Origin of the sequence: Methylobacillus glycogenes JCM 2850, from assembly GCF_000617925.1 — a bacterium.
GTDB lineage: Bacteria > Pseudomonadota > Gammaproteobacteria > Burkholderiales > Methylophilaceae > Methylobacillus > Methylobacillus glycogenes.
This window is the reverse complement of the sequence record NZ_BAMT01000001.1, coordinates 164,487-187,601: the sequence shown is the minus strand read 5'-3', so window position 1 is coordinate 187,601 and position 23,115 is coordinate 164,487. Positions and strand designations below refer to the sequence as shown.

Below are 23,115 nucleotides of genomic sequence, written 5' to 3'. Positions count from 1 at the left end.
AAATAAAAACCTTCATTTACCTCCCCCTTTACCCATCACAATTACCATTCTGCAGGCAAAAAAAACCCGGGAAGGCTGGTTCCCGGGCAAGAAGGACTCAAACATTTACTCAGTGGAGATGAGACTGAATGAGTCGAGGAGATGATGCGTCAGTACAAAAGTCTTAAAGCGTATTCCTTTTAGTTAAAAGCATTGCCATATGTTTAGTCAGCATCAAGCCATGCCTACAGGCTGAACACATTCATGGCACCACCACCAGGGGCGGCGTTCCAGTCCTTGAGCTCCTTGTAGCCACCTGCTGCACCCAGGCCATCGGTCTCGTTTTCCAGACCCAGGTTCATGGCCACGCCTGCCCAGCCGCCTATGCCGGAGAGCACGCCAACATACTGCTTGCCCTTGTGGGTGTAGGTGATGGCGTTACCTACTACACCAGAGCCGACTTGTGCCTTCCACAATTCCTTGCCAGTCTTGGCATCTAGCGCCTTGAACCAGCGATCCAGTGTGCCATAGAACACCAGGTCAGAACCCGTGACCAGGGCACCACCCCAGGCGGAGAATTTCTCTTTGTTGTACCAGCGTGACTTGCCCTTGAGGCCATCCCAAGCCATAAAGCCGCCCATCACGCCATCAGGGCCAGCAAACATGGTCAGGGTGGCACCTACCCAGGGTTGACCCGCGATGTACTTGGACTCGGTCGGTTCATAGGTCATGCACACATGGTTGAGCGGCACATAGAACAGCTTGGTACGTGGCGAGTAGGCCGCAGGTTGCTCATCCTTCACCCCCAGCGCCGAAGGGCAAATGCCCTGGGCGTTGTAATCCTGGTGGGTGGAGTACTTAGGGTCTTTCTGCGGTATGCCGCTCTTCAGGTCTATGGATTTGGCCCAGTTGACGAAGGGATGCATTTTTTCGGCCACAACCAGGCTGCCGTTGCTGCGGTCAAAGGTATAACCGAAGCCATTACGGTCAAAATGCGTGGCCAGCTTTTTGCCTTCCGCATCCCAAAGGATGATCTCGTTCATGCCGTCATAATCCCACTCGTCATGCGGTGTCATCTGGTAGCCCCAGCGCGCCATGCCAGTATCTGCATCGCGCGCAAAGATGGTCATGGACCATTTGTTGTCGCCTGGGCGTACATCCGGGTTCCAGGTGCCGGGGTTGCCAGTGCCGTAATACATCAGGTTGAGCGCAGGGTCATAGGAGTACCAGCCCCAGGTGGGGCCGCCACCATGTTCCCAGCCATTCTTGACCTGCTGCGGCTTAAGCCAGGTTTTGATACCCAGGTCAGTTTCCGGGAACTTGAGCTTTTCCTTGGGTAAAGCCTTGAAAGAGCCACCCTCCTTATTGCCGCCATTGACATCTTCATAGAGAGAAAGCGCGCTGTAGTGCGGGTTTTCCTTGTTGAAGTCCTTGCCTATCAGCGCATCGGCATCTGAGCCTGTGCTATAGGCACGCCATACCAGGCTGCCATCCTTGATGTTGTAAGCCGTGATGTAGCAACGTACGCCATACTCACCACCGGAGCAGCCAGTGATGACTTTGTCCTTGATGATGTGTGGGGCATTGGTGGTGGAAGCGCCAGACTTGGTATCAACCACTTTTACATCCCAAACCTTTTTACCAGTCTTGGCGTCCATGGCCACCAGCACGCCATCATTCTGTTGCAGGAAAATCTTGCCATCGCCATACCCCAGGCCACGGTTTACGTTATCGCAGCACAGCAGCGCCTGCACCGCAGGGTCTTGCTTGGGGAAGTAAGACCAGATGATTTTCTGGTTGTTGTTGAGATCCAGCGCGTACACATTGTTGGGGAAGGCGGTATGGATATACATCACGCCATCAATCACCAGTGGCGCACCTTCGTGACCACGGGTCACTCCGGTGGCAAAGGTCCAGCTGTACTTGAGGTTCTTTACGTTGTCTTTGTTGATTTGCGCCAGCGAGCTATAGCCGGTGTTGCTGTAGTCCTTGCGCGGATGCGCCCATTGCCCATCATCCTTCATGAGCTTTTCCAGATCAGTGCTAGCCAGCGCCGAACTTGCCATTGCGCCCAACAAGCTGGCAGCCAATGCCAGATTGATTGTTTTTACTCTCATGCCATTCTCCATAGTCTGTTGCAGAATAATTTTTATGGTGCTTACTTCGCCAACTTCTCTCTGGGAGTTTTTCCCAGTGCTATGCATATGGCAAGGCCTGTGCCAGCTCATAAAAATTTTTACACAACAACTTCATGGCATTGAATAATATAGTTATTTTTAAATTAGCCAGCTAACAATTACTAGCAACCCTGATAACATGATTTGACTTGGTTGTGTCAGGATTGAACAGGTGCTACATTGGCTGGAACACCCCCCTCGGCAACATAGAATTCCGCAATTTATCCATGACGCATTAAATAGATCATCAGGTTTCATCATGCAAAATTCCGCGCCCAATCATGCCCAGCTTCTAGATGCCCGCCGTGAGTTTCTCTCACGTGGCGTGGTAGAAAACGGCAAGCTGCCGCAAGAGATCGCCCGCTCATGGCAGCGCTGCCTGGACAATGGCATGGAGGTGGGGTCTCAGGTCAGGACAGAAATCCTCACGCGGCAGGAATTACTGCTGAAGCAGGAAGCCAACCATTTGCTGCTGGCTCAGGCCAGGCCAGAAATGGATAGCCTCAATGAGCAAATCAGCCACACGCGCAGCGTGATTGTGCTCACCGATCATGAAGCTTTATTCTTGATAGCCGTGGCAATAGTGAGTTTTTGGATGACAGCCAGCGCATAGCGCTGATACCGGGCAGTTCATGGCAGGAAAGTCTCAGAGGTACTAACGCTATTGGTACGGCGCTGGTTGAGCGTACCGCCATGACGGTACAAGGCGCTGAGCACTTTCTAGACCGCAACCACGTGCTGGGCTGCTCTGCTGTGCCTATTTTCAATGCGCATAATCAGGTGATGGGCACACTGGATGTCTCCACCGATGCCAAGCTGCCGCAGCAGCACACGCTGGCTTTGGTGCGCATGTCGGCACAGATGATAGAAAACCGTTTATTCACGGCCAGCCATGCGGGCGAATATTCCCTGCATTTCCACTCCCGCCCCGAATTCATAGGCACGCTGTGGGAAGGCATTGCCATTTTCAATGCCGAGCACCGCTTGGTGGCCATCAATCGCAGCGGTCAGTTTCAGCTGGCATTAGCGCATGATCATCTGGCAGGCCTGAGTTTCACTGATTTATTTGCCAGCCTGCCGCAGCAGCATTTCCAGGCCGCTCAGTCCGTGATTTTCCCGCTGCAAACCAGCCAGCAGGCGCGGATTTATGCGCGTATGGAGCTGCGCCAAGTACACGCCAAGGAGCAGCCAGCTCATAACAGCCGCCCCACAAGCCGTACGTGTGCGGCCAGCCTGCAAATGCTTAATACTGGTGATAGCCGCGTCGCCCAGGTCATCAGCCAGGTGGAGCGTGTGCTGGATCTGGATATTCCCATCCTAATTGAAGGCGAGACTGGCGCAGGCAAGGAGTTATTTGCGCGTGCCATTCATGAAGCCAGCCAACGCAGCAAAGGCCCCTGGATTGCAGTCAACTGCGCCGCACTGCCAGAAGGCTGATTGAAGCCGAGTTATTTGGTTATGAAGAAGGTGCTTTCACCGGGGCCAGACGCAAGGGCAGCCCTGGCAAGCTGGAGCAGGCCGATGGTGGCACGCTGTTTCTGGATGAAATTGGCGATATGCTTTATCTCTACAGGCCAGACTGCTGCGCGTGTTGCAGGAACGCAGCGTAACGCCACTGGGCAGCAGCAAATCCAAGCCTGTGGACTTTGTACTGCTCAGTGCCACCAATCAAAAACTACGCGAAAAAGTAGAAACTGGAGAATTCAGGCGCGACCTTTATTATCGCCTCAATGGCTTAACCGTCAGCCTGCCCGCCTTGCGCCAGCGCGAAGACTTGCGCACGCTGGTAGAGACGATTTTGCAGACTGAAAATGCCAGCGGCAAAGTCATTACTGAAGAAGTGATGGCCTTGTTTGAGAGCCACCCCTGGCCCGGCAATATGCGTCAGCTACACAATGTATTGCGCACGGCGCTGGCCTTGTCTGGCCCGGATGCCATCTCGCTGCTGCACCTGACCGGAGATTTTCTGGCTGATCTGGATGCGCGTCAGGATGAGCGTGGCAATGAATCTCTCACCAGTTTGACGGCGGAAGCGGTTAAAGCAGCGGTACAGGCGCATGCTGGCAATGTATCGGCGGCTGCCCGCCAACTGGGCATTAGCCGCAATACGCTATACCGGCGTATGCGGGAAATGAATTTGATTTAAGCTGGGTTAGTTTATGCTGGTATAGATGCGCCTGGCCCAGCCAGCCGCGCCAGCTCTGCCTCGCTAAAGCCCGCGGCGCGGCGTGCCGGAAAATTAAATGGCCCGCGTAACTTGGGCGCATGATACTGCTCGGTCAAGCGGTCATAAGTGGCAATCGGCTCTAGCCCACGCTGCTCACACAACCAGCCATACCAGTGATTGCCTATGGCCACATGGCCGATTTCGTCGCGCAACAAGATATCAAGAATAGCCGCAGCCTGATGATCCCCTGCCTGCGCCAGCTTGGCCCGCAACGGCGGTGAAGCATCGAGCCCTCTGGCCTCCAGCGTGCGTGGCACCAGCGCCATGCGCGCCAGCACGTCATCACTGGTCTTGGCCACCATTTCCCACAAGCTGTCATGTCCGGTGAAATCGCCGTATTGATAGCCCAGATGCTGCAAATGCGCATTGAGCATCTGGAAGTGCAATGACTCTTCCGCCGCTATCCTCAGCCAATCGGCATAGTAGTTATCCGGCATGCCAGTAAACCGCCAAATCGCATCCAGCGCCAGATTAATGGCATTGAATTCAATATGCGCCAGCGCATGGATCAAGGCCGCCCGACCTTCTGCGGTGTTCATGGGACGACGTTGCACCTTCTGTGGTGCCACCAGCTCAGGTTTAAGTGGACGGCCCGGCAGTGGCAGGCTGGGAGTAAGCATGGCTGGGCTATCCAGCACCAAGGCCTTATCCAACCATTGCTGTTGCAGCGTGCGTACCTCTGTTGCCTTGAGGCTGGCATCGCTCATACATAACAGCGTTAAGGCGGCTTGCCTGAGTTCGGGCGTGGTTTCTGCGCTTGGACTGGTGCTTGGGTGTGATGCTGAGGTCATGCCGCAATTTTAAACGTCAGCGCGCTTAGCACCAATAAAAAACCGCCTTGCGTGCATAGCGCAAGGCGGTTTTTCTGAAGTCAGGCTCTAGACCTAATGCATATCAACTCAATGCAAGTGTATCCAGGTCACCGTGCCTGCCTTCATGTCTGGCACCAGCAAGGTTTTGCCATCGGCTGTTATGCCCAGATCAGCAGCGCTCTGGAAGCCCTGCTTTTCTTGTTTCACCACGTCGTCCACGCTGACGCTAAACACCTTGCCGTTGACGTAATCACTGATATACAGATGCTGGTTGGCCGCCAGCACAATGCCATCCGCGCCACCAAAGCCCTTGGCCAGCTCTATCAGGTGGCGGTTAGGGATATCCAGTCTATACAGCACACCGCTGGCAAAATCGACAAACATCAGCATATCGCCAGTGTCATCCATCAATAAGCCGTTAGGTGCTTTCACACGCGGGTCTTGCTGATGATTGATGACGGTAGTGAGCTTGCCCTTGGTATCAATCTTGTAAATCGCGCCGCTGTCGCCACCATGATTGGCAATATCACCGCTATCGCTGACATAGAGATTGCCTGCCAGGTCAGGCTCCAGATCATTGAGAAACTTGGGCGGTGCCGGAAAAGCACTTTTATCGACAAACACGCTCCACTTGCCGTCCTTGCCCACCTTGAGAATGCGATCCTTATCGGCCACATAAAGGTGGTCACCTATAAACGCCAGCCCCTTGGGGTCGTTAAGACCGCTGGCAAATACCTTGACCTTGCCATCCTTGCCCACGACGCTGATTTTGCCATCGCCATCTTTTTCAAACTCGCCTATCTCGGAGACATAGACCAGACCATCCTTGGCTACCGCAACGGATTCCGGATTCTTGAACCCTTTTACCACTTGCGCATCATGCGCTTCAACCATGGCAGCGCTAATGAGCAGTGCACTAGCCAGGCTAGCGCGTAACAGCTTATGCATTATTCTTCTCCTTGAATTTTTATAGGCAGTGCAGTTTAGCGTTTAAGCCCAGGCAGTACCGCCACCATGGAACATGGGGTGTAACTCTGGTTGCTGGGGATACCCTCTTGCAACAGCTTGCTGATAGCCGGGTCGGCCTTCATCTTGTCGACAAAGCTTTGAATCGCCAGGTCATAAGCGGCTTGCACGGATTTGGCTGGCAGAATATCCAGATCACCGCTGTAACGCGATTTGCCGCTATAGGTAGCCAGAGCGTGACCACTGCCGCTATACACCGTGGCATTGATGGTGCCGTAGAAATTACGCATATGCGGGTTGTAGAACATTTCGGGTTTAACCCACAACAGCACCTTGCCAGTTACGCCTGCATCGCAGATGGCGGTTTCGCCCAGAGTTGCACCCAGGGTCTTGACCAGCACTGGCTCAATCAGCGGCCCCTGGGCAAACCAGTAGTCCTTCACAAAATGCCAAAGCTTGATTTCATGTGTGTATTCCTGCGGGCTGATATAGACCACGACTTGGTTGCTGGGAGTATCTTCTGCCATGGCCTGGCCTTGTGCCAGCAAAATGGCGCCGACCGCATACAGGAGTTGTTTCATGATGTCCTCAAATATCTAGTTTTTGTTGTAGTGAATACGGTAAATCAAGCCAGCCCTGTCATCGGAGACGTAGAGCGCGCCATCAGGCCCTACCACTACATCCACAGGACGGCCCCAGGCGCTTTTGCCCTGCAACCAGCCGCTGACAAAATCTTCAACCGCAACAGGCTTGCCCGCCTTGAACTTCACACGCACCAGTTTATAGCCATCTGGCTCGGTGCGGTTCCATGAACCATGCAGCGCAACAATAGCATCCTGCTTGTATTCACTGGGGAATTTGGCCTGATCAAGGAAGGTAATGCCTAAGGGCGTAGTATGCGCGCGTATGGTAATCGCGGGCGGCTGGGTAGTGGCACAGAACCCTGGCTTGCCAGGGAAATTGGGGTCAGTGAACTGTTTGCCCCAGCAATGTGGCCAGCCATAGTGCTTGTCCGGCTCAATATGGTTGATGTGCTCGGGCGGCAATTCATCATTGGCAGCGCCATCTTTGGTGCCAGAGCGCATGTCAGCACCATTGTTGGTGGCATAAAGATCATGCTGCCAGGCTGCCAGGCCATGCCTTGGGAGTTGCGCAGGCCCGAGGCCCACACCGCGCTCTTGCTGCCACTGACACTGCCATCAGGTGAGCCTGCAGGCTCGCCATCCAGGGTGTAGCGCAAGATGGTGGCGCGTAGCGGGTCTTTCTCCACGCAGACATTACAGCTAGAGCCTACATTCAGATACAAGTGCTTATCCGGCCCCAGGCGCACAGTCTTGAGCGTATGCCCGCCTGTGGGCAAGCCCTTGATGATGGGTTCCAGTTTCTTGGCGGGCCATTTGCCTGATTCTTGCACCACACGCACCACGCCATCCTGATTGGAGACCAGCATTTTGCCATCAGCAAAAATCAGGCTGTTGGGGGCATTGAGACCAGTCACCGCAGTGACTATCTCATCGGCCACGCCATCATGGTTGCTGTCTGGCAGCATATAGATTTTGTCATCACTGCTGCTGGCAACATAGAGATTGCCATCCGGGCCAAACGCCATAAAACGCGGCTCACGAAAAGCTTCACCCTTGCCAGGGTTGAGTTTGGCAAAAGTGGAGATGCTAAAACCCGGGGCCAGCTTGAGGCTGGAGGCAATATCATTGGGCACCGGGCTAACGGCCGCCACCGTGGTACATGCCATCAGGCTGGCGCTGGCCAGCAAGGCGGGCATCAGCTGCTTTGCTTGGCTAATCTGCTAGCGCGATGAGATAAGGGGTTGTCTTTGTTATGGTGCGTAATCATTTGCTTGAGCATAGCCGCTTCCGCTTCAGGTTAAGGTGTCTGACCAGATATTACGAGCCCACGATAAGGCATAGGTTCCCTCCAGGGTTGAAGCGGCTTCTGATAAACCACCGCCTTCCATGGTCACCATCAGCTCTTTGGCCGCATCATAGCGGTAGACATTGGCCACATGCATGGCAGCGTCATCGCTGACAAAGCTATAGCAAGTATTGGCAAATACAGGCTCCGGGTCTGGCGCTTCGCCACGCAGCAGCGCCACTATGGCATTGGCGCAGACATGGGCGTGCGAGGTGGCAATATGCGCGGATTTGGGTTGCGGTGAAAATATCGCGTCACCCAGCACATGGATTTCCGGCGCCAGGCTGGAGGCATAGCTGCGAAAATCCACCTTGCACCAGCGGCTATCCACATTATTAAGCCCGGCCATCTGCGCCACCTTGCCCGCCAGTTGCGGCGGAATCAGGTTGATAACATCGGCGCTGATCTGCTCAAACTCGGTTTCCAGCTTGTGTTGTGCCGCTTGCACATGCAGCACACTGCTATTGGGGCGGTAATCAATCAGGCCGGGGTATAACTCTTGCCAGGCGCGGCTAAATAGGGGTTTTTTGGCAATGATATCGGGGTTGGCATCCAGCACGATAATCTTGCTTTTGGGCTTGTGCTGCTTGAGATAGTGCGCCACCTGACAAATACGCTCATAAGGCCCGGGTGGGCAGCGGAAAGGCGCTTTGGGTATGCTGATGGCAAACACGCCACCATCAGGCATGGCTTCTAGCTGCTTGCGCAATAGCTGGGTTTGCGGCCCGGCTTTCCAGGCATGGGGCAAATCGGCACGCGCTGAAGCCTCAGCCAATTCTGGCCAGGCTGAATAATCAAAATCCACACCTGGGGCCAGCACTAGTCTGTCATAGCTAAGCTCACCACGCAGCAGGGTGAGCTTGCGCCGCTCCGGGTCTATGGCGGTCACCTGATCATGCACCCATTGAATGCCATGATGGCGTTGCAGCATGTCATAGCCAAAAGTCAGTGAGGACAACTCACGACTGCCGCCCAGCACCAGATTACTCAGCGGGCAAGAGATAAACTGGCGGTTCTGCTCCACCACTATCACCTCCACGCCGTAATTGCTCCAGAGACGCAGATACTTGGCCAGGGTGGCACCAGCAAACCCTGCGCCTACCACCACTACCCTACTTGACTGGGGTGTTGATGCCTGATGGCTGGCCTGCCAAGGCATGCAGCCAGGGGGTTGCGCCTGTTACGCCCAGGCTGGCAATTGCCAATTGCTTGAGGACATCCCGGCGCGTGCTGCTCAAGGGGCTAGTCATGATCTTGCTCCAGCGCTTGCGGCTGTGGCTCCAGCACGGTTTTGCCCGGACTTTGTGCTGAGAAATACTGCGCCAAGGCTTGAATTTCGGTTTCGGTCAGGCCGCGCGCATGCTGGTGCATGACGGTAGCGGGCAAGCTGCCAGCGCGATAAGCCTGTAGCTTGCTGATGAATTGTGCAGCGGGCATGCCAGCCAAACCCAACATACCACTGGCACTATGGCCATTAGTCCCATGACAGACCGCGCAAGAGGCAGCCAGAGTCAGGGTATGTGAGGGGTAGGTATAGGCAAGGCTGGGATGATCTGGCTGGGCCGCCTGGGCCGAAGCTGACCATAAAGCCAGTGAAACAAGGGATAAACCTGCAAGAACGAATACATCATGAATGACCCTGGCGTGAGCAAAAACCCAGGGTCGGCTCTGCAATGCCGCCATTCGTTCCATGCGGATATCCTTGTAGTAAGGGGCATGACCAAGGGGTAAAGCTCGGTGGTCATGCATGACACAAGTTCATATCCAGCCAAGCTGGCTGGTGTGCTAGGTCATGAAGGGCGACTCACTCCATAAGCCGCCCATCCGGCTAGCTTAGTAGCACTTCTCTTCTTGACAGCCGTCGTCCTTGGAACCCGCAGCGGTAAGCAGGTTGACCATATCGGTCATGCCTTCATCGCGCAGGCACGGATGATGGAAACATCACCGCGCAGCTTGGCGTTGACGTCAGCACCGTGGGCAATCAGGTATTCCACTACAGGCTTGCTGTTGTGGTATGCAGCCAGATGCAGCGGTGTCATCTTGGTGATGGGGTGCTTGTAGTTGACGTTAGCGCCCTTCTCGACAAAAAACTTGGTAGCGGTCAGTTGGCCCTTGTTAGCCGCAATCTGCAAACCTGTCCAGGCAAAGAAAGTTTCATCGACTGTATAAGGGTTGTTGAAATACTTCTTGACCACCTTCATGTCACCCTTGCCTATGGCATCGGTGTATTCGACCTGCTGATCTTCCGCCTGAGCCACCATCTGAGTCACCATGGTGAACGCCAGCGTCAGTACCAGCAATACTGCCTTCAACATCTTCTTCATGCTACTTCTCCAAAGTTATAGTCTTGAATAACGTGTGCTTTTATTGTTGGCCCGCCATGACAAGTGCCGAAAACTGCAACTGCCATGGTGGACTAACGCACATCTGTTATCGGGTGTTGACCGCTTAGCCCAGGAATTTCCGAGCGTTGCGGAACATGCGCATCCATGGACCATCCTCGCCCCAACCATCGGGGTGCCATGAATGCTGTACTGCACGGAATACCCGTTCAGGATGAGGCATCATAATACTGAAACGACCATCAGGGGTAGTCAGGCCAGTAATGCCTTGTGCTGATCCATTGGGGTTGAAGGGGTAAATCTCGGTGGGCGCGCCGCTGTTATCAACAAAACGCAAACTCACCAGTTTATCGGCCACTACGCGGGCCTGAGCGGCGGCATCGGCAAACTCGGCATAACCTTCACCATGCGCCACAGCGATAGGCATGCGGCTACCCGCCATGCCACTGAAGAACAACGAAGGCGATTCCAGCACCTCAACCATGGCCACACGAGCCTCAAACTGCTCTGAACGATTGCGCACAAAGTGCGGCCAGTTTTCTGCCCCGGGGATAATGCTGTGCAGATTGCTCATCATCTGGCAACCATTGCACACGCCCAAAGCAAATGAATCGGCACGGTTGAAGAAGGCGGTGAATTCCTCACGCGCACGCGGGTTGAACAATATGGACTTGGCCCAGCCTTCGCCTGCACCCAGTACATCGCCATAAGAGAAACCACCACAGGCAACCACCCCGGCAAAGTCCTTGAGACTGATGCGGCCACTGATGATATCGCTCATATGCACGTCATGCGCCTGGAAGCCAGCGCGGTCAAACACCGCTGCCATTTCCACCTGACCGTTGACGCCCTGCTCACGCAGGATAGCCATCTTGGGGCGCACGCCAGTGGCGATATAAGGTGCGGCTACATTGTGATCCAGCTCAAAGCTGAGCTTGGCGTGCAAACCTGCATCACTTTCGTCCAGCAAGCGGTCATATTCCTGCTGCGCGCACTGTGGATTGTCACGCAGCTTTTGCATTTGGTAGGTGGTTTCCGACCAGGCCCTGTGCAAGACCACGCGGCTTTCGGCAAACACCAGCCTGCCAGCCTGATGGATGCGGATTTCGCCATGGCTGGCAACCTTGCCCAGCAAGTGCAGCTTGCCCGCCAGGGCTGCGTGAGCTGCACTGAGTTCAGCCACAATTGCCTCGGCATCGCTGGCTCGCACTTGCAGCACAGCACCCAACTCTTCGTTATACAGCGCGGCTACGGCATCGCTACCCAGGCTGGAAATATCCAGATCCAGACCACAGCGCCCTGCAAATGCCATTTCCGCCAGGGTGGCAAACAAACCACCATCGGAACGATCGTGGTAAGCCAGCACGCGGCCTTCAGCATTGAGCTTTTGTACGCCATCAAACAAGGCCTTGAGGCTGGCGGCATCATCAACATCCGGAGCCACATTGCCCACGCTGCCATACACTTGCGCCAGCGCAGAGCCGCCCAGGCGGTTTTTGCCCGCGCCCAGGTCTATCAACAGCAATTGGGTGTCACCCAGGTCAGTACGCAATTGCGGTGTCAGGGTCTTGCGTGCATCTGGTGTAGGCGCAAACGCGGTCACCACCAATGAGATAGGTGCAGTGACGGATTTCTTCTCGCCACGCTCTTCCCACACGGTCTTCATGGACATGGAGTCCTTGCCTACCGGAATGCTGATGCCCAGCTGTGGGCATAATTCCATGCCCACGGCTTTGACGGTATCAAACAAGGCCGCATCTTCACCGGGGTGACCCGCAGGGGCCATCCAGTTGGCGGAAAGCTTGAGCTCAGCCAGATCATCGATCAGGCTGGCAGCAATATTGGTGATGGATTCACCTATAGCCATGCGGCCAGAAGCTGGTGCATTGATCAGGGCCAATGGCGCTTTTTCGCCTATGGCAAACGCCTCACCCCTGTAGGTTTCGTAACCCGCCAGCGTCACGGCCACATCGGCCACAGGCACTTGCCATGGGCCTACCATCTGCTCACGCGCCACCAGACCCGTCACGCTGCGGTCACCTATGGTGATAAGGAAAGTCTTGTCAGCAACGCCTGGCAGGCGCAACACGCGGTCTGCCGCCTGCTTCAGGTCTATCTTGCTATGGTCAAACGCAGGCAGGCTGCGGCTGACATGTTGTACATCACGCGTCATCTTCGGCGGCTTGCCCAGCAATACGGACAAATCCATATCTACCGGGTTGTTGCTGAAGTGACTGTCACTGACGATCAGGCGTTTTTCTTCTGTGGCTTCACCCACCACGGCAAACGGGCAACGCTCACGCTCGCAAATCTCGGCAAACAGTGGCAGGTCTTCTTTGCGCACGGCCATGACGTAACGCTCTTGTGCCTCGTTACTCCAGATTTCACGCGGTGCCATGCCTGGCTCTTCATTGTGCACATCGCGCAACTGGAAATGCGCACCTACACCCGCATCATTGACCAGCTCGGGGAAGGCATTGGAAATACCGCCTGCGCCCACATCATGAATGCTGAGGATGGGGTTGTTGTCGCCCAGTTGCCAGCATCGATCAATCACTTCCTGCGCGCGGCGCTCCAGCTCAGGGTTACCACGCTGTACGGAATCAAAATCCAGGTTTTCGGTATTGGCACCTGTATCCATGCTGGAAGCCGCACCACCGCCCAGGCCGATCAGCATCGCCGGGCCACCGAGTTGAATCAGGGCTGCACCAGCGGGGATAGGATTTTTCTTTGAGTGCTTGGCAGAGATATTACCTACACCGCCTGCCAGCATGATGGGCTTGTGGTAACCACGCAGCTCGTCCGCAGCTTCTATCTCTAGGGTACGAAAATAACCAGCGATATTGGGACGACCAAATTCATTGTTGTAGGCAGCGCCACCCAAGGGGCCATCCACCATGATCTGCAAGGCAGAGGCAATACGGCTGGGCTTGCCATTGTTCTGTTCCCAAGGCTGCTTAAAACCGGGAATATTGAGGTTGGAAACCGAGAAGCCAGTCAAACCAGCCTTGGGCTTGGAGCCAGAGCCTGTGGCACCTTCATCGCGGATTTCACCGCCTGCACCTGTAGCCGCACCCGCAAATGGGGAAATAGCGGTTGGGTGGTTATGGGTTTCCACCTTCATGAGGAAGTGCATTTCTTCCTCGACAAAGTCATAGCGGCCATCGGCTTGCGGATAGAAACGACGTGTCTGGTCGCCAGCGACGATAGAAGCATTATCGGCATAAGCCACCACTGTCTTGCCCGGGTGCAGCTTGTGCGTGTTGCGTATCATGCCAAACAGCGACTGCGCCTGGGCCACGCCATCAATCACCCAATCCGCATTGAAAATCTTGTGCCTACAGTGCTCAGAATTGGCCTGGGCAAACATCATCAGCTCAACATCGGTGGGGTTGCGCCCTATGCGCTGGAAGTTTTCTACCAGGTAATCCACTTCATCAGGCGATAGTGCCAGGCCCATCTCGGCATTGGCTGCATCCAGCGCTGCCTTGCCACCCGCCAGGATATCCACGCTGGACAAAGGTGCAGGCTCTGCACTGTGATAAAGCTTTTGCGCATCGTCCAGATTGGAGAATACGGCTTCTGTCATGCGGTCATGAATCAGGGGACGCAAGGCAGCTTGTTCGGCCTCGGTCAGCGGGCTGCCATCCGCGGTGGCGGCATAATAGGCCACGCCACGCTCCAGACGCTGCATGCCCTCAATGCCGCAATGGCGCGCAATATCGGTAGCACGGGAAGACCAGGGTGAAATGGTGCCGGGGCGCGGCACTACCAGGAATAATTCGCCAGCCGGGGTTTCTTCGCTCATGCGCGGGCCGTAGGTCAATATCTGCTTGAGGTTATCCTGCTGCGCTGCGCTCAAGGCAGACTCTGCCCAGGCAAAATGCCAGAATTCGGCATAAAGATGCGTGATGCGCGGGGCAACGGTCTGTAGCGCAGACTGGATTTTTTCGATACGGAACGGGGATAAAGCGGCACTGCCACGGAGACGGATCATTTGGCTGGACATGAAGAAATTCAATGTGATGGCAAAAGCGGGATTTTACCAGAATCTACCGCCGCTTAGCGCCTGAGGCGGCAGGAAAATCCATGTCTGTGCGTGGCGCTTGCAGTTCTCACTTTCAAGCCTGCCTGGCCTGCCGCCCTATGAGCTGTACTGACCAACTGCGGCGGGCAAAGTAGTGACAAGTTATTTTAGAAGCGATAACGCCAGCTCATGCACAGTCTAGGCATTTCTCATGCTTATCGGGGTTCAAAACGCTTAAATAATCGTGATAAGCTTACCGATTCCCTGGCTTGTTTCGCTATAATCCCCCCACTCAAAATGGGCGTATTTTCCACCATGCAGCTTGATGTCAAGACCATATTTTTCCTTACCGGGCTGCTGGTCAGTACTACTGGCGTGGTGCTGTGGGGCTTGTCCCTGACTGGGCGCTTTGAGCGCTGGCTGAAATACTGGGGCATCAGCAATCTGTGTGCAGGGGCTGGCATTCTATTGCTAACTTTCCGCCATCTGGTGCCAGATTTCTACAGCATAGTTGTCGCCAACATGCTCACCATCACCGGCTATTTTCTGCTGATGGTGACCATACGCCGCATTTATCACCATGAAGTCGTCTGGCGCCCACACCTGATTTTGCTGGTCAGTGTCGGCATTTTCTTTACCATTCTGCAGGACTCCAGCCAGTTTTACGCCGAGCGCGCCGCCATAGGTGCCATCGTCTGTGGCTTTTACTGCGCGCTGGTCTGCCGTACCACCTTGGCGATTGCGCGTGATGAAGATATCAGCTCGGCCTATCTGGTCACTGGCATTTTTGCCATCAGCTCACTGATTTTCCTGGTGCGAGCGATTGCGGCGGCCACCAACCAACTGGGCGGCCCCACCGTGTTTGCGCCTGGCGGCATCAATATGTGGATGATGATTATCGCTGCCATCGTCGCACCACTGTGGAATATGGCCATGCTGCTGATGATCATGGAGCGTATCAACCGCAACTGGATAGGCCGGGCGCTACGTGACCCCTTAACCTCGGCGCTCAACCGTGCAGGGCTGAATGCCGCCATGGAAAACAACGCCTTGCGGCGGCGTGCAGATAACCATTCTCTAACCGCCTTGCTGTTGGTGGATATCGATCATTTCAAGCAGGTCAATGACAGGCTGGGCCATGCCATAGGCGATCAGGTGCTGCGTACCTTTGCCGATATGGTCAATCAGCAATTGCGTGGCTCTGATCTGTTTGCCCGCCATGGCGGCGATGAGTTTGTCATTATCCTGCCCGGCAGTGGCGAAAAACAGGGTTATGAAGTCGCCGAGCGTCTGCAAAAAGCCTTTGCTCACGCCACCATGAAGATACGCAGTGCCGAGACCTACCCCACGCTGAGCATAGGCATTGCCGTCTGCCCTTCCGAACAATTACCACACTCCTTGCAGCACATCATGGAGCAGGCAGATGCCGCGCTTTACCAATCCAAGCATCAAGGCCGGAATCGGATCACCAGCGTGCTGGCCGCCTAAACACGTTCGTTATTGATCCAGTCAAATTGATTCTCAGGCATACGCTGCGCCTGGGGCACAATTTCTGTGGATAAGTTTGTGGCTAATTTGCGTACAGCAGGACTAAGTCCTTGTCCGACCACATCAGTTACAAAACTGCCTAAATTTTAAGCAATCACCCTCTTCTCCGCATTGAGCCTGGACCAATCCTGCATGGGCAGCGCCACCTAGGCTCAACGTCCTATACGTCATTTGACGCGTACTTTCATCGCTGCCATTTCATCTTCAGACTACGTCTTTTCACATAGTCGCCATCAGGCGCTGTGGGCTATGCTCAATCAGCCCTGGTAGCAGACAGGTGCTGAAGCAGGCCTTACTAAGCTGTAATTAAAATCAACAATAAGAAAGCATTTCTATGAGTAATAAAAACCATTGGGAAGTCTGGGTGGTGTTATTGATCGCCGTGGTTTTCATCCTGGTATTGGGATTTGGTAGATGGTTATGGGCGGCAGTGCTGCCTTGAGTCGGGCAAAGGCTGCCGCCAGGCAGCCTGTTTTTTGTGAGATGTAAGCTTTGAGATGTGGGCTATGGATACCAAGGAAGTTCTGAAGGATCTATTGATTTTGGCCCTGATTATCTTGCTGGGCTTGGGTTTGATGTATGCAGTGTTTGATTTCTGGTGATCATACTGCTGACTGATCAAGCCTGGCCAGGCTGCACGTAGACTGGGCCAGCTTGATCTTCTTAGTTAGTGCGTTAGGTTATTGGACGGTGCATGACGCAAGGCCTTGCTGATTTCCTCCATCTTGGGCACATAAAGACTGGTGGCAGGTAGCGCCAGCCAGACACCCAGCTTGCGGAACTCAGTCATCATGTAGAGATTGATGGCCTGCTGGACATCCATATAGAGATTGAAATCACTGGAGTTGATGAAATACACCACCTCGAAATCCAGCGAGCTGGTGCCAAAGCCCTGGAAGTGGGCACGGTCAAAGCGCGTATTCTCCGACTGTGCAATCGCGTCCTGCACTATGCCTGGAATCTTGGCCAACAAGGCTGGGTCGGTGTCGTAAATCACGCCAAACTTGAACACCACGCGCCGCTCAGACATGCGCTTGTAGTTGTGTATGGTGTTTTTGAGCAATTCGGTATTGCTGCAAACAATCTGCTCGCCACTGATGCTGCGTATATGCGTGGTCTTGAGCCCTATGCGCTCTATGCTGCCCGCCACCTCGCCAAACACGACAAAATCACCAATGACAAAAGGCTTATCCAGGCCTATGGCCAGCGAGGCAAACAAATCGCTGAGTATGCTCTGTACCGCCAGGGCTACCGCCACACCGCCCACGCCCAGGCTGGCCACAAAGGCAGTGATATTGACGCCTACATTGGACAAGATAGTCAGCAACAGGATGGACCAGACACCTATCTTGAAAATCCAGCTCAGCATGGAGGTGATGACAGGGTTGGGTGGCGCGCCCTCTTTTTGCAATAGCTGCATCTGCGCCCACACCGTAATGCATTTGCTAAGCCAGATGGCAATCTGCAAACCGATGACAAAGAAGGACAGATGATCAAGACGACTTTCCCATTTTTGCGGCAGATCAAGAAAGTGCAGGCCTATCAGCAAGGAGAAAAAGGCAAAGGTGATTTTCTGTGTGCTGCGTAGCACTTCCAGCACGGCATCATCTACATGGGTGGTGCTGCGCGAGGATATCTCTGTCAGTTTGCGCAAGGCCAGTTTCCAGACTGACCGCAGGATGAGATAGCTGCCAACGATAACGACTAAGGTAGTCAGCCATTGATAGGCTGGCACATTCATAAAGGTATTGCTCTCTAGCCAATCAAGCATGCATTGCTCCTGTGAACTCGCGAAGGTCGAGCTTTATGCTAATGATGGCTGTGCCTATCGCGTCATCCGTATACGACGGATAGCGCTGTAGGCATTTATATACAAAGGACGTAGGTGGTGATGAAGATTTAATCCGCCAGCCGAGCTAATGCGCTAGGAAAATTAATGTGCCACGGTGCGTGAAAACAGATTCATGACCAATACCCCGGCAATGATCAGGCCCATGCCTATGATGGCTGGCAGATCCAGCTTTTGACCAAACAGCAACCAGGCAATCACCGACACCAGCACAATGCCCAGCCCAGACCAAATGGCATAGACCACGCCTACAGGCAGGCTACGCAGTGTCAGTGACAGGCAATAAAACGCGACCAGATAACCCACCACCACTATCAGGCTGGGCCAAGGCCGGGTAAAGCCCTCGCTAGCCTTGAGCGCAGAAGTGGCCAACACTTCGCTGACGATGGCGATGCCTAAATAAACCCAGTAATGCATGTGTACTCCAGAATTAAAGCTGTGCCGGGCTTAGACATCAGGTATGGCCTGGCTTTGGGGGATTTTGAAACGGTCTAGCTAACGAGCTGCATGCATTTTACTCTGGCATTGCTACTGCCAGGCGCTAGCTGGGGTCAGGGAGGGGTGACGGTGATAAAGCAGAGCCGATTACCATCCGGGTCTACCATCAGCATATTGCGCACACTGGGGCCAAGGTCGTTGCCTGGCGGTTCGGTGATATGCAGGCCTTGCTGCAGAAACTCCTCGTGTACGGCGTCCACATCCGGCACATAGAAGTGCACCAGGCCACCGAAGGCGCAATCACCGGTGTGTTCGGTCAGAAATATCTGCATATTGCCACGCGCGATGGCGGCAAATACGGGCAAACCCGATTCAAACTGATGCGTCCATAACTCGACGAAACCCAGTTTTTCATAATAAGGCTTGCTCAAACCATAGGAAGCCACACGGATCGCGGGCACTACACTTTGCTGGATGGTCACACTCCCCTCCTTTTTCAACACAATGACTTGGTAAAACCCTCACTTCTTAAACTTGAGTGCGTTGCGGTTTATTGCTGCGGCAACATCTGCGTGATGGCGTCATACAGGGCGGGAAATTCGGTAAAGCCATCTTCCGCCATAAAGTGCCCGCCATCTTCAAACAACTCCCACTCTGCCGCCAGCTTTTCCGCCAGGCGCAGGGAATAAGGGTAAGGCACAATATTGTCATCCTGAGCTGCCATCACCAGGCGCTGCGGCACTATGTTTTTGAGATGTTCAGTGTTCAGCGGCTCTGCAGTGAAGCTATCCAGCGCTGGTAAAAAACTTAAGGGCTCGGCAAATCCTGATACCAGAACCATGCCGCCTACCGCATCTTGCTGGCTTTCCAGATGACGCAGCAAGGTGATGCTACCCAGGCTGTGGCCTATGAAAAAACTCTGCGCATCATGGCGCGTGATATTGGCACGCAGATGATCGAGCCAGCCCTCGAATTTAGGGGTGCTGGGGCCGGGCAAGGCCAATACCTCTACCTGATGCCCTTCTGCCTCCAACATTTGTTTCAGCCAGGGAAACCAATGGCTGTCAGGGGTGGCCTGATAGCCGTGAATAATGTAGACAATGCTGGCTGATGACGTGCTGCTGGACATGTTGTTCCCACCTGGTGAATGATGGGTTAGAACACATTTTCAGGTTTAGTTTCAACTTAGTGGCTTACACCAGCCAACCATAGTCCACGTCATCATCGCGCCAGCCGCGATTATAGGTAGCGATTGCGCGCTTTATTTAACCGCGCCAAATACCTTTTTCAGCAAGTTGCTGGCCTGCCCCATGGGGTCCTTGCGTATGGCTTTTTCTTCCTCGGCAATCTTGAAGTAGACGCCATCCAGTGCCTTGGCGGTGACATATTGCTCAAGATTGGTTGATCCTTATTCACCAGGCCATATTTGCTGCCCATATCGGCAAACTTGTTGTATTGCTGCGCCAGGTCTACATTTTCCGTGGCCTTTTTGACGATAGGCAGAAATTTCTCTGCCATGGGGCCAGCTGTCACCTTGCGGAAATACTGGGTGGCGGAATCCTCACCGCCAGTCAAAATGCCCTTGGCATCACTGACGCTCATATTCTTCACAGCATTCACCAGCAAGGTCTTGGCTTCTGGCACAGCAGCCTCTGCCGCCTCATTCATCTTCACTACCAATTCATCTGCCTGCTTGCCCATGCCAAACATGCGCATGGCTTTTTCTGCCTTTTGCATGGAGGCTGGCAGTGGAATCTTGACCTGGGGATTATTGAGGAAACCCCCTGCCGCACCGAGCTGGCTCACGGCGCGCTCAGCACCTTGTATCAAGGCCTGTTTCAGGCCCTGGCTGGCATCGGCATTGCTAAGATCGCCCAGCCCCAGGGCTGAGGCATGGCTGGCAAATAGTGCAAAGCCCGCCGCTGTAATGAGTTGACGCATATGCTCTCCCTTATGGTTTTATCGTTATATAGCCCAAGCACTCAGCTGCCAGCGTGACAGCGCAAATACAGATGCAAGCTGGCAGGAGTTAATGACTTGCTATGTACTCAATGACGCATTAATGAAGCTCTTAATGATCTAGGCGCTTAACCCCCCATATCTTGTCAGCATACTCGCCTATGGTGCGATCACTGGAGAATTTACCTACGCGTGCCACATTGAGTATGGCCTTGCGGCTCCACTCTTCCTGATTCTGGTAGAGCTTGCCCACTTCATCCTGGGTGGCGATATAGCTGGCGTAATCGGCCAGCAGCAAGTAATGATCGCCATTATTGAGCAAGGCCTCGCCTATGGCCTGATAACGGTCGGGCTCATCCACGGAGAAGAAGCCCCCAGTAATCATATCCAGCGCCTGCTTAAGCTCGGCATTGCCGTGGTAGTAATCCCATGGGTTGTATTGATTGGCCTTCACCTCGGCCACTTCTTCGGTGGTCAGGCCAAAGATGAAGATATTGTCTTTACCCACTTCTTCCAGAATCTCCACATTGGCCCCATCCAGCGTGCCTATGGTCAATGCACCATTCAGCGCCATTTTCATATTGCCAGTGCCTGAGGCCTCAGTGCCTGCGGTGGATATCTGCTCAGACAGATCACTGCCGGGGAACAGCAACTCGGCCGCAGAAACTTCATAGTTGGGGTAGTAAACCACCTTGAGCTTGTCACCTACGGCAGAGTCTTCATTGACAATGGCCGCCACATCATTGATCAGGCGAATGATTAGTTTCGCCAGCCAATAGCCCGGGGCTGCCTTGCCACCAAAGATCACGGCACGCGGCGTGACATCCTTGGCCTGCCCGCTGCGAATGCGGTTGTACAAGGTGATGATATGCAAGACGTTGAGCAATTGGCGCTTGTATTCATGGATACGCTTGATCTGCACGTCAAACAAGGCATTGGGGTTAAGGCGTACCCCGGTGAGATGCTCCAGGCGTTTTGCCAGACGCTCTTTGTTGCTGCGCTTGATCTCGCGGAAGGTCTTGCGGAAATCCGCATCCTCGGCCAGCGCTTCCAGCCCGCGCAGCTTGCTGAGATCGCGATGGAAGTCAGGGCCTATGACCTTGTCTATCAACTTGGTCAGGCCGGGATTGCACTGATTCAGCCAGCGGCGTGGCGTGATGCCATTGGTGATATTGATAAACTTGCCAGGGAAGATACGGTTGAAATCGGCAAACAGCGTGGTGCGCAGCAACTCGCTGTGCAAGGCGGCCACACCATTGACGGTATGGCTACCAATCACGGCCAGGTGGGCCATGCGCACCCGGCGGCCGTTATTTTCATCAATGATGGAAACCCGGCTCAACAGATCAGTATCGCCAGGGAATTTATGGTTAACGAGTTGCAGGAACTCATGATTGATACGATAGATAATACCCAGGTGGCGTGGCAACAGATTGGCAAATAAATCCACCGCCCAGGTTTCCAGCGCTTCAGGCATCAGCGTGTGATTGGTATAGGCAAACACCTTGCCGGTAATTTTCCAGGCCTGATCCCACTTCAGGTGATGCACATCCACCAGTTGATACATCAGCTCCGCCACGGCAATTGCCGGGTGGGTATCATTCAGCTGAATCGCCACCTTGTCTGGCAGCACCGTCCAATCATCATGCTTGGAGAGGAAGCGACGCAAGATATCCTGAATCGAAGCCGAGACAAAGAAATACTGCTGCTTCAGCCTGAGTTCGCGCCCCAGCACCGAGGCATCATTGGGATAAAGCACCTTGGAGATATTCTCGTAGGCATTGCGCTCTTCCACCGCTTTTTCGTAATTGCCATCGTTAAAGTGCGCCAGATCAAACTCGCGCGCCGCCTTGGCCGACCACAAGCGCAGCGTATTGACGGTTTCAGTGTTATAGCCAGGGATAGGCATGTCATAGGCAATCGCCATCACACTTTCGGCATCTACCCAGTGTGATTCAGTGCCCTTGGGCGTGGGAAACTCCACCACGCGGCCATAAAGCTTGATTGGGTAATGACTCTCAGGCCGCTGGAACTCCCACAGATTGCCATAGCGCAACCAATTGTCAGGATTCTCGATTTGCTGGCCCTGGCTGATGGACTGCCGGAACATGCCATACTCATAGCGTATGCCATAGCCTGTGCCTGGTATATCCATGCTGGCCATGGAATCAAGGAAACAAGCCGCCAGCCTGCCCAAGCCACCATTCCCCAGCGCCGCATCCGTCTCCAGCTCTACCACCTCTTCCAGCTTGTGCCCCAGGGCGCTCAGCCCCTGCTTCACCTCAGGCTCTATCCCCAGGTTAAGCGCCGCATTCTGCAGCATGCGGCCTATGAGAAACTCCAGAGAAAGATAATAAACACGCTTGGGGTCTTGCGCGTTGTAAGCCTCGGCCGTCTTGGCCCAGCGCTCTACCATATGGTCGCGCACGGTATGCCCGGTGGCGACAAACCAGTCACGCGGCGTCGAAGCCTCACTGGTTTTGAATGCGGAAAAAATCAGGTGATTCTGTAATGCCTGGGCGATGGGGGTTTTTTCGGTGGTAATCACAGGTACGGCGACTTTGGGGTTTTTGGTTTGTTTTGTAGTCATTGGCGTGTTTCCATGTGCGTTTACAAAATGCCACCCTTGGCGAGATGCAGCCAATCCATATTGAATGACAAACGTTAAATTCTTGCGAAGTTTTATCTGATCGTGCGCTTTATTGACTCAGTAAAGCGCAATTTACCAGCCGTAAATAGTTCATAAAACCTCAGCAAAAATCAGGCCACTTTCTTCCGGGCAAGGGCTATACAGCGGGATTTCCGCTCTAGCACAGCCATGCAAGCGTTTGGCCAGTTCATTAAAAGACTACATCAGGTGAA

General features: G+C 54.1%; 18 protein-coding genes and 3 pseudogenes. 4 read left to right on the top strand and 17 right to left on the bottom strand.

Features of this window, described 5'->3' with window-relative positions; translation table 11 throughout:
* Positions 1–224 precede the first annotated feature (224 nt).
* Entirely contained in the window at positions 225–2,096 is a 1,872-nt protein-coding gene (locus JCM2850_RS00860) for a methanol/ethanol family PQQ-dependent dehydrogenase (protein ID WP_025869412.1), read from the bottom strand.
* Between the two features lie 319 nt (positions 2,097–2,415).
* Here JCM2850_RS00860 and JCM2850_RS22185 point away from each other — a divergent pair, with 319 nt between their 5' ends.
* The 3 genes and pseudogenes from JCM2850_RS22185 (at position 2,416) to JCM2850_RS23675 (ending at position 4,302) form a co-directional block, all read left to right on the top strand.
* Positions 2,416–2,769: a hypothetical protein gene (locus JCM2850_RS22185; RefSeq protein WP_234406009.1), complete on the top strand. Its 354-nt coding sequence runs from the start codon at positions 2,416–2,418 to the stop codon at positions 2,767–2,769.
* A pseudogene (locus tag JCM2850_RS22180) lies at positions 2,748–3,840 on the top strand (sigma-54-dependent Fis family transcriptional regulator); the annotation flags it as partial. The gene JCM2850_RS22185 and the pseudogene JCM2850_RS22180, both read left to right, overlap by 22 nt.
* Before the next feature lie 72 nt (positions 3,841–3,912).
* Positions 3,913–4,302, top strand: a complete 390-nt coding sequence (locus JCM2850_RS23675) for an AAA-type ATPase lid domain-containing protein (protein ID WP_500778283.1) — start codon at positions 3,913–3,915, stop codon at positions 4,300–4,302.
* Positions 4,303–4,313: 11 nt separating this feature from the next.
* Here the strand turns inward: JCM2850_RS23675 and JCM2850_RS00850 are convergent, their stop codons facing one another.
* The 10 genes and pseudogenes from JCM2850_RS00850 to purL all read right to left on the bottom strand — a co-directional run bounded on the left by JCM2850_RS00850 (position 4,314) and on the right by purL (position 14,441).
* Complete coding sequence (locus JCM2850_RS00850) at positions 4,314–5,174, bottom strand: ferritin-like domain-containing protein (RefSeq protein ID WP_036265331.1); 861 nt, start codon at positions 5,172–5,174, stop codon at positions 4,314–4,316.
* 108 nt (positions 5,175–5,282) lie between these two features.
* On the bottom strand, positions 5,283–6,143 hold the full coding sequence (locus JCM2850_RS00845) for an SMP-30/gluconolactonase/LRE family protein (protein WP_025869410.1): 861 nt from the start codon (positions 6,141–6,143) through the stop codon (positions 5,283–5,285).
* Positions 6,144–6,178: 35 nt separating this feature from the next.
* Positions 6,179–6,742, bottom strand: a complete 564-nt coding sequence (locus JCM2850_RS00840; protein ID WP_025869409.1) for a hypothetical protein — start codon at positions 6,740–6,742, stop codon at positions 6,179–6,181.
* A 15-nt stretch (positions 6,743–6,757) separates the two neighbouring features.
* Positions 6,758–7,246 carry a PQQ-dependent sugar dehydrogenase gene (locus JCM2850_RS23250; protein WP_267879227.1) on the bottom strand — a complete coding sequence of 163 codons (489 nt, stop codon included), beginning with the start codon at positions 7,244–7,246 and terminating at the stop codon, positions 6,758–6,760.
* A 95-nt stretch (positions 7,247–7,341) separates the two neighbouring features.
* Positions 7,342–7,911, bottom strand: a pseudogene (locus tag JCM2850_RS24220) (PQQ-dependent sugar dehydrogenase); the annotation flags it as partial.
* 126 nt (positions 7,912–8,037) lie between these two features.
* Positions 8,038–9,198 carry an FCSD flavin-binding domain-containing protein gene (locus tag JCM2850_RS16175; protein WP_369384791.1) on the bottom strand — a complete coding sequence of 387 codons (1,161 nt, stop codon included), beginning with the start codon at positions 9,196–9,198 and terminating at the stop codon, positions 8,038–8,040.
* Between the two features lie 4 nt (positions 9,199–9,202).
* Complete coding sequence (locus JCM2850_RS23670) at positions 9,203–9,340, bottom strand: twin-arginine translocation signal domain-containing protein (protein WP_148301154.1); 138 nt, start codon at positions 9,338–9,340, stop codon at positions 9,203–9,205.
* Positions 9,333–9,839: a c-type cytochrome gene (locus tag JCM2850_RS00825; RefSeq protein ID WP_159105103.1), complete on the bottom strand. Its 507-nt coding sequence runs from the start codon at positions 9,837–9,839 to the stop codon at positions 9,333–9,335. Before JCM2850_RS00825 ends, JCM2850_RS23670 begins: the two co-directional genes overlap by 8 nt.
* 155 nt (positions 9,840–9,994) lie before the next feature.
* Positions 9,995–10,414 carry an ankyrin repeat domain-containing protein gene (locus JCM2850_RS16170; protein ID WP_234406008.1) on the bottom strand — a complete coding sequence of 140 codons (420 nt, stop codon included), beginning with the start codon at positions 10,412–10,414 and terminating at the stop codon, positions 9,995–9,997.
* A 124-nt stretch (positions 10,415–10,538) separates the two neighbouring features.
* Positions 10,539–14,441 (bottom strand): phosphoribosylformylglycinamidine synthase, encoded by a 3,903-nt coding sequence (gene purL / locus JCM2850_RS00815; protein WP_025869407.1) that lies wholly within the window; start codon positions 14,439–14,441, stop codon positions 10,539–10,541.
* A gap of 333 nt (positions 14,442–14,774) precedes the next feature.
* Here purL and JCM2850_RS00810 point away from each other — a divergent pair, with 333 nt between their 5' ends.
* Positions 14,775–15,947, top strand: a complete 1,173-nt coding sequence (locus JCM2850_RS00810; protein WP_081774939.1) for a GGDEF domain-containing protein — start codon at positions 14,775–14,777, stop codon at positions 15,945–15,947.
* Between the two features lie 727 nt (positions 15,948–16,674).
* On the opposite strand, the gene JCM2850_RS00800 is transcribed toward JCM2850_RS00810, so the two are convergent.
* The 6 genes and pseudogenes from JCM2850_RS00800 to JCM2850_RS00775 form a co-directional block, all read right to left on the bottom strand.
* The gene (locus tag JCM2850_RS00800) at positions 16,675–17,778 is read right to left on the bottom strand and encodes a mechanosensitive ion channel family protein (protein WP_025869405.1); all 1,104 of its coding nucleotides are present in this window, start codon (positions 17,776–17,778) and stop codon (positions 16,675–16,677) included.
* 162 nt (positions 17,779–17,940) lie between these two features.
* On the bottom strand, positions 17,941–18,273 hold the full coding sequence (locus JCM2850_RS00795) for a DMT family transporter (RefSeq protein ID WP_025869404.1): 333 nt from the start codon (positions 18,271–18,273) through the stop codon (positions 17,941–17,943).
* Between the two features lie 134 nt (positions 18,274–18,407).
* The gene (locus tag JCM2850_RS00790) at positions 18,408–18,776 is read right to left on the bottom strand and encodes a glyoxalase superfamily protein (RefSeq protein WP_051525210.1); all 369 of its coding nucleotides are present in this window, start codon (positions 18,774–18,776) and stop codon (positions 18,408–18,410) included.
* Positions 18,777–18,844: 68 nt separating this feature from the next.
* The gene (locus JCM2850_RS00785) at positions 18,845–19,423 is read right to left on the bottom strand and encodes an RBBP9/YdeN family alpha/beta hydrolase (protein ID WP_025869402.1); all 579 of its coding nucleotides are present in this window, start codon (positions 19,421–19,423) and stop codon (positions 18,845–18,847) included.
* Positions 19,424–19,555: 132 nt separating this feature from the next.
* Positions 19,556–20,235, bottom strand: a pseudogene (locus tag JCM2850_RS16165) (DUF4197 domain-containing protein).
* 130 nt (positions 20,236–20,365) lie between these two features.
* Positions 20,366–22,843: a glycogen/starch/alpha-glucan phosphorylase gene (locus JCM2850_RS00775; protein ID WP_025869401.1), complete on the bottom strand. Its 2,478-nt coding sequence runs from the start codon at positions 22,841–22,843 to the stop codon at positions 20,366–20,368.
* Between the last annotated feature and the right edge of the window lie 272 nt (positions 22,844–23,115).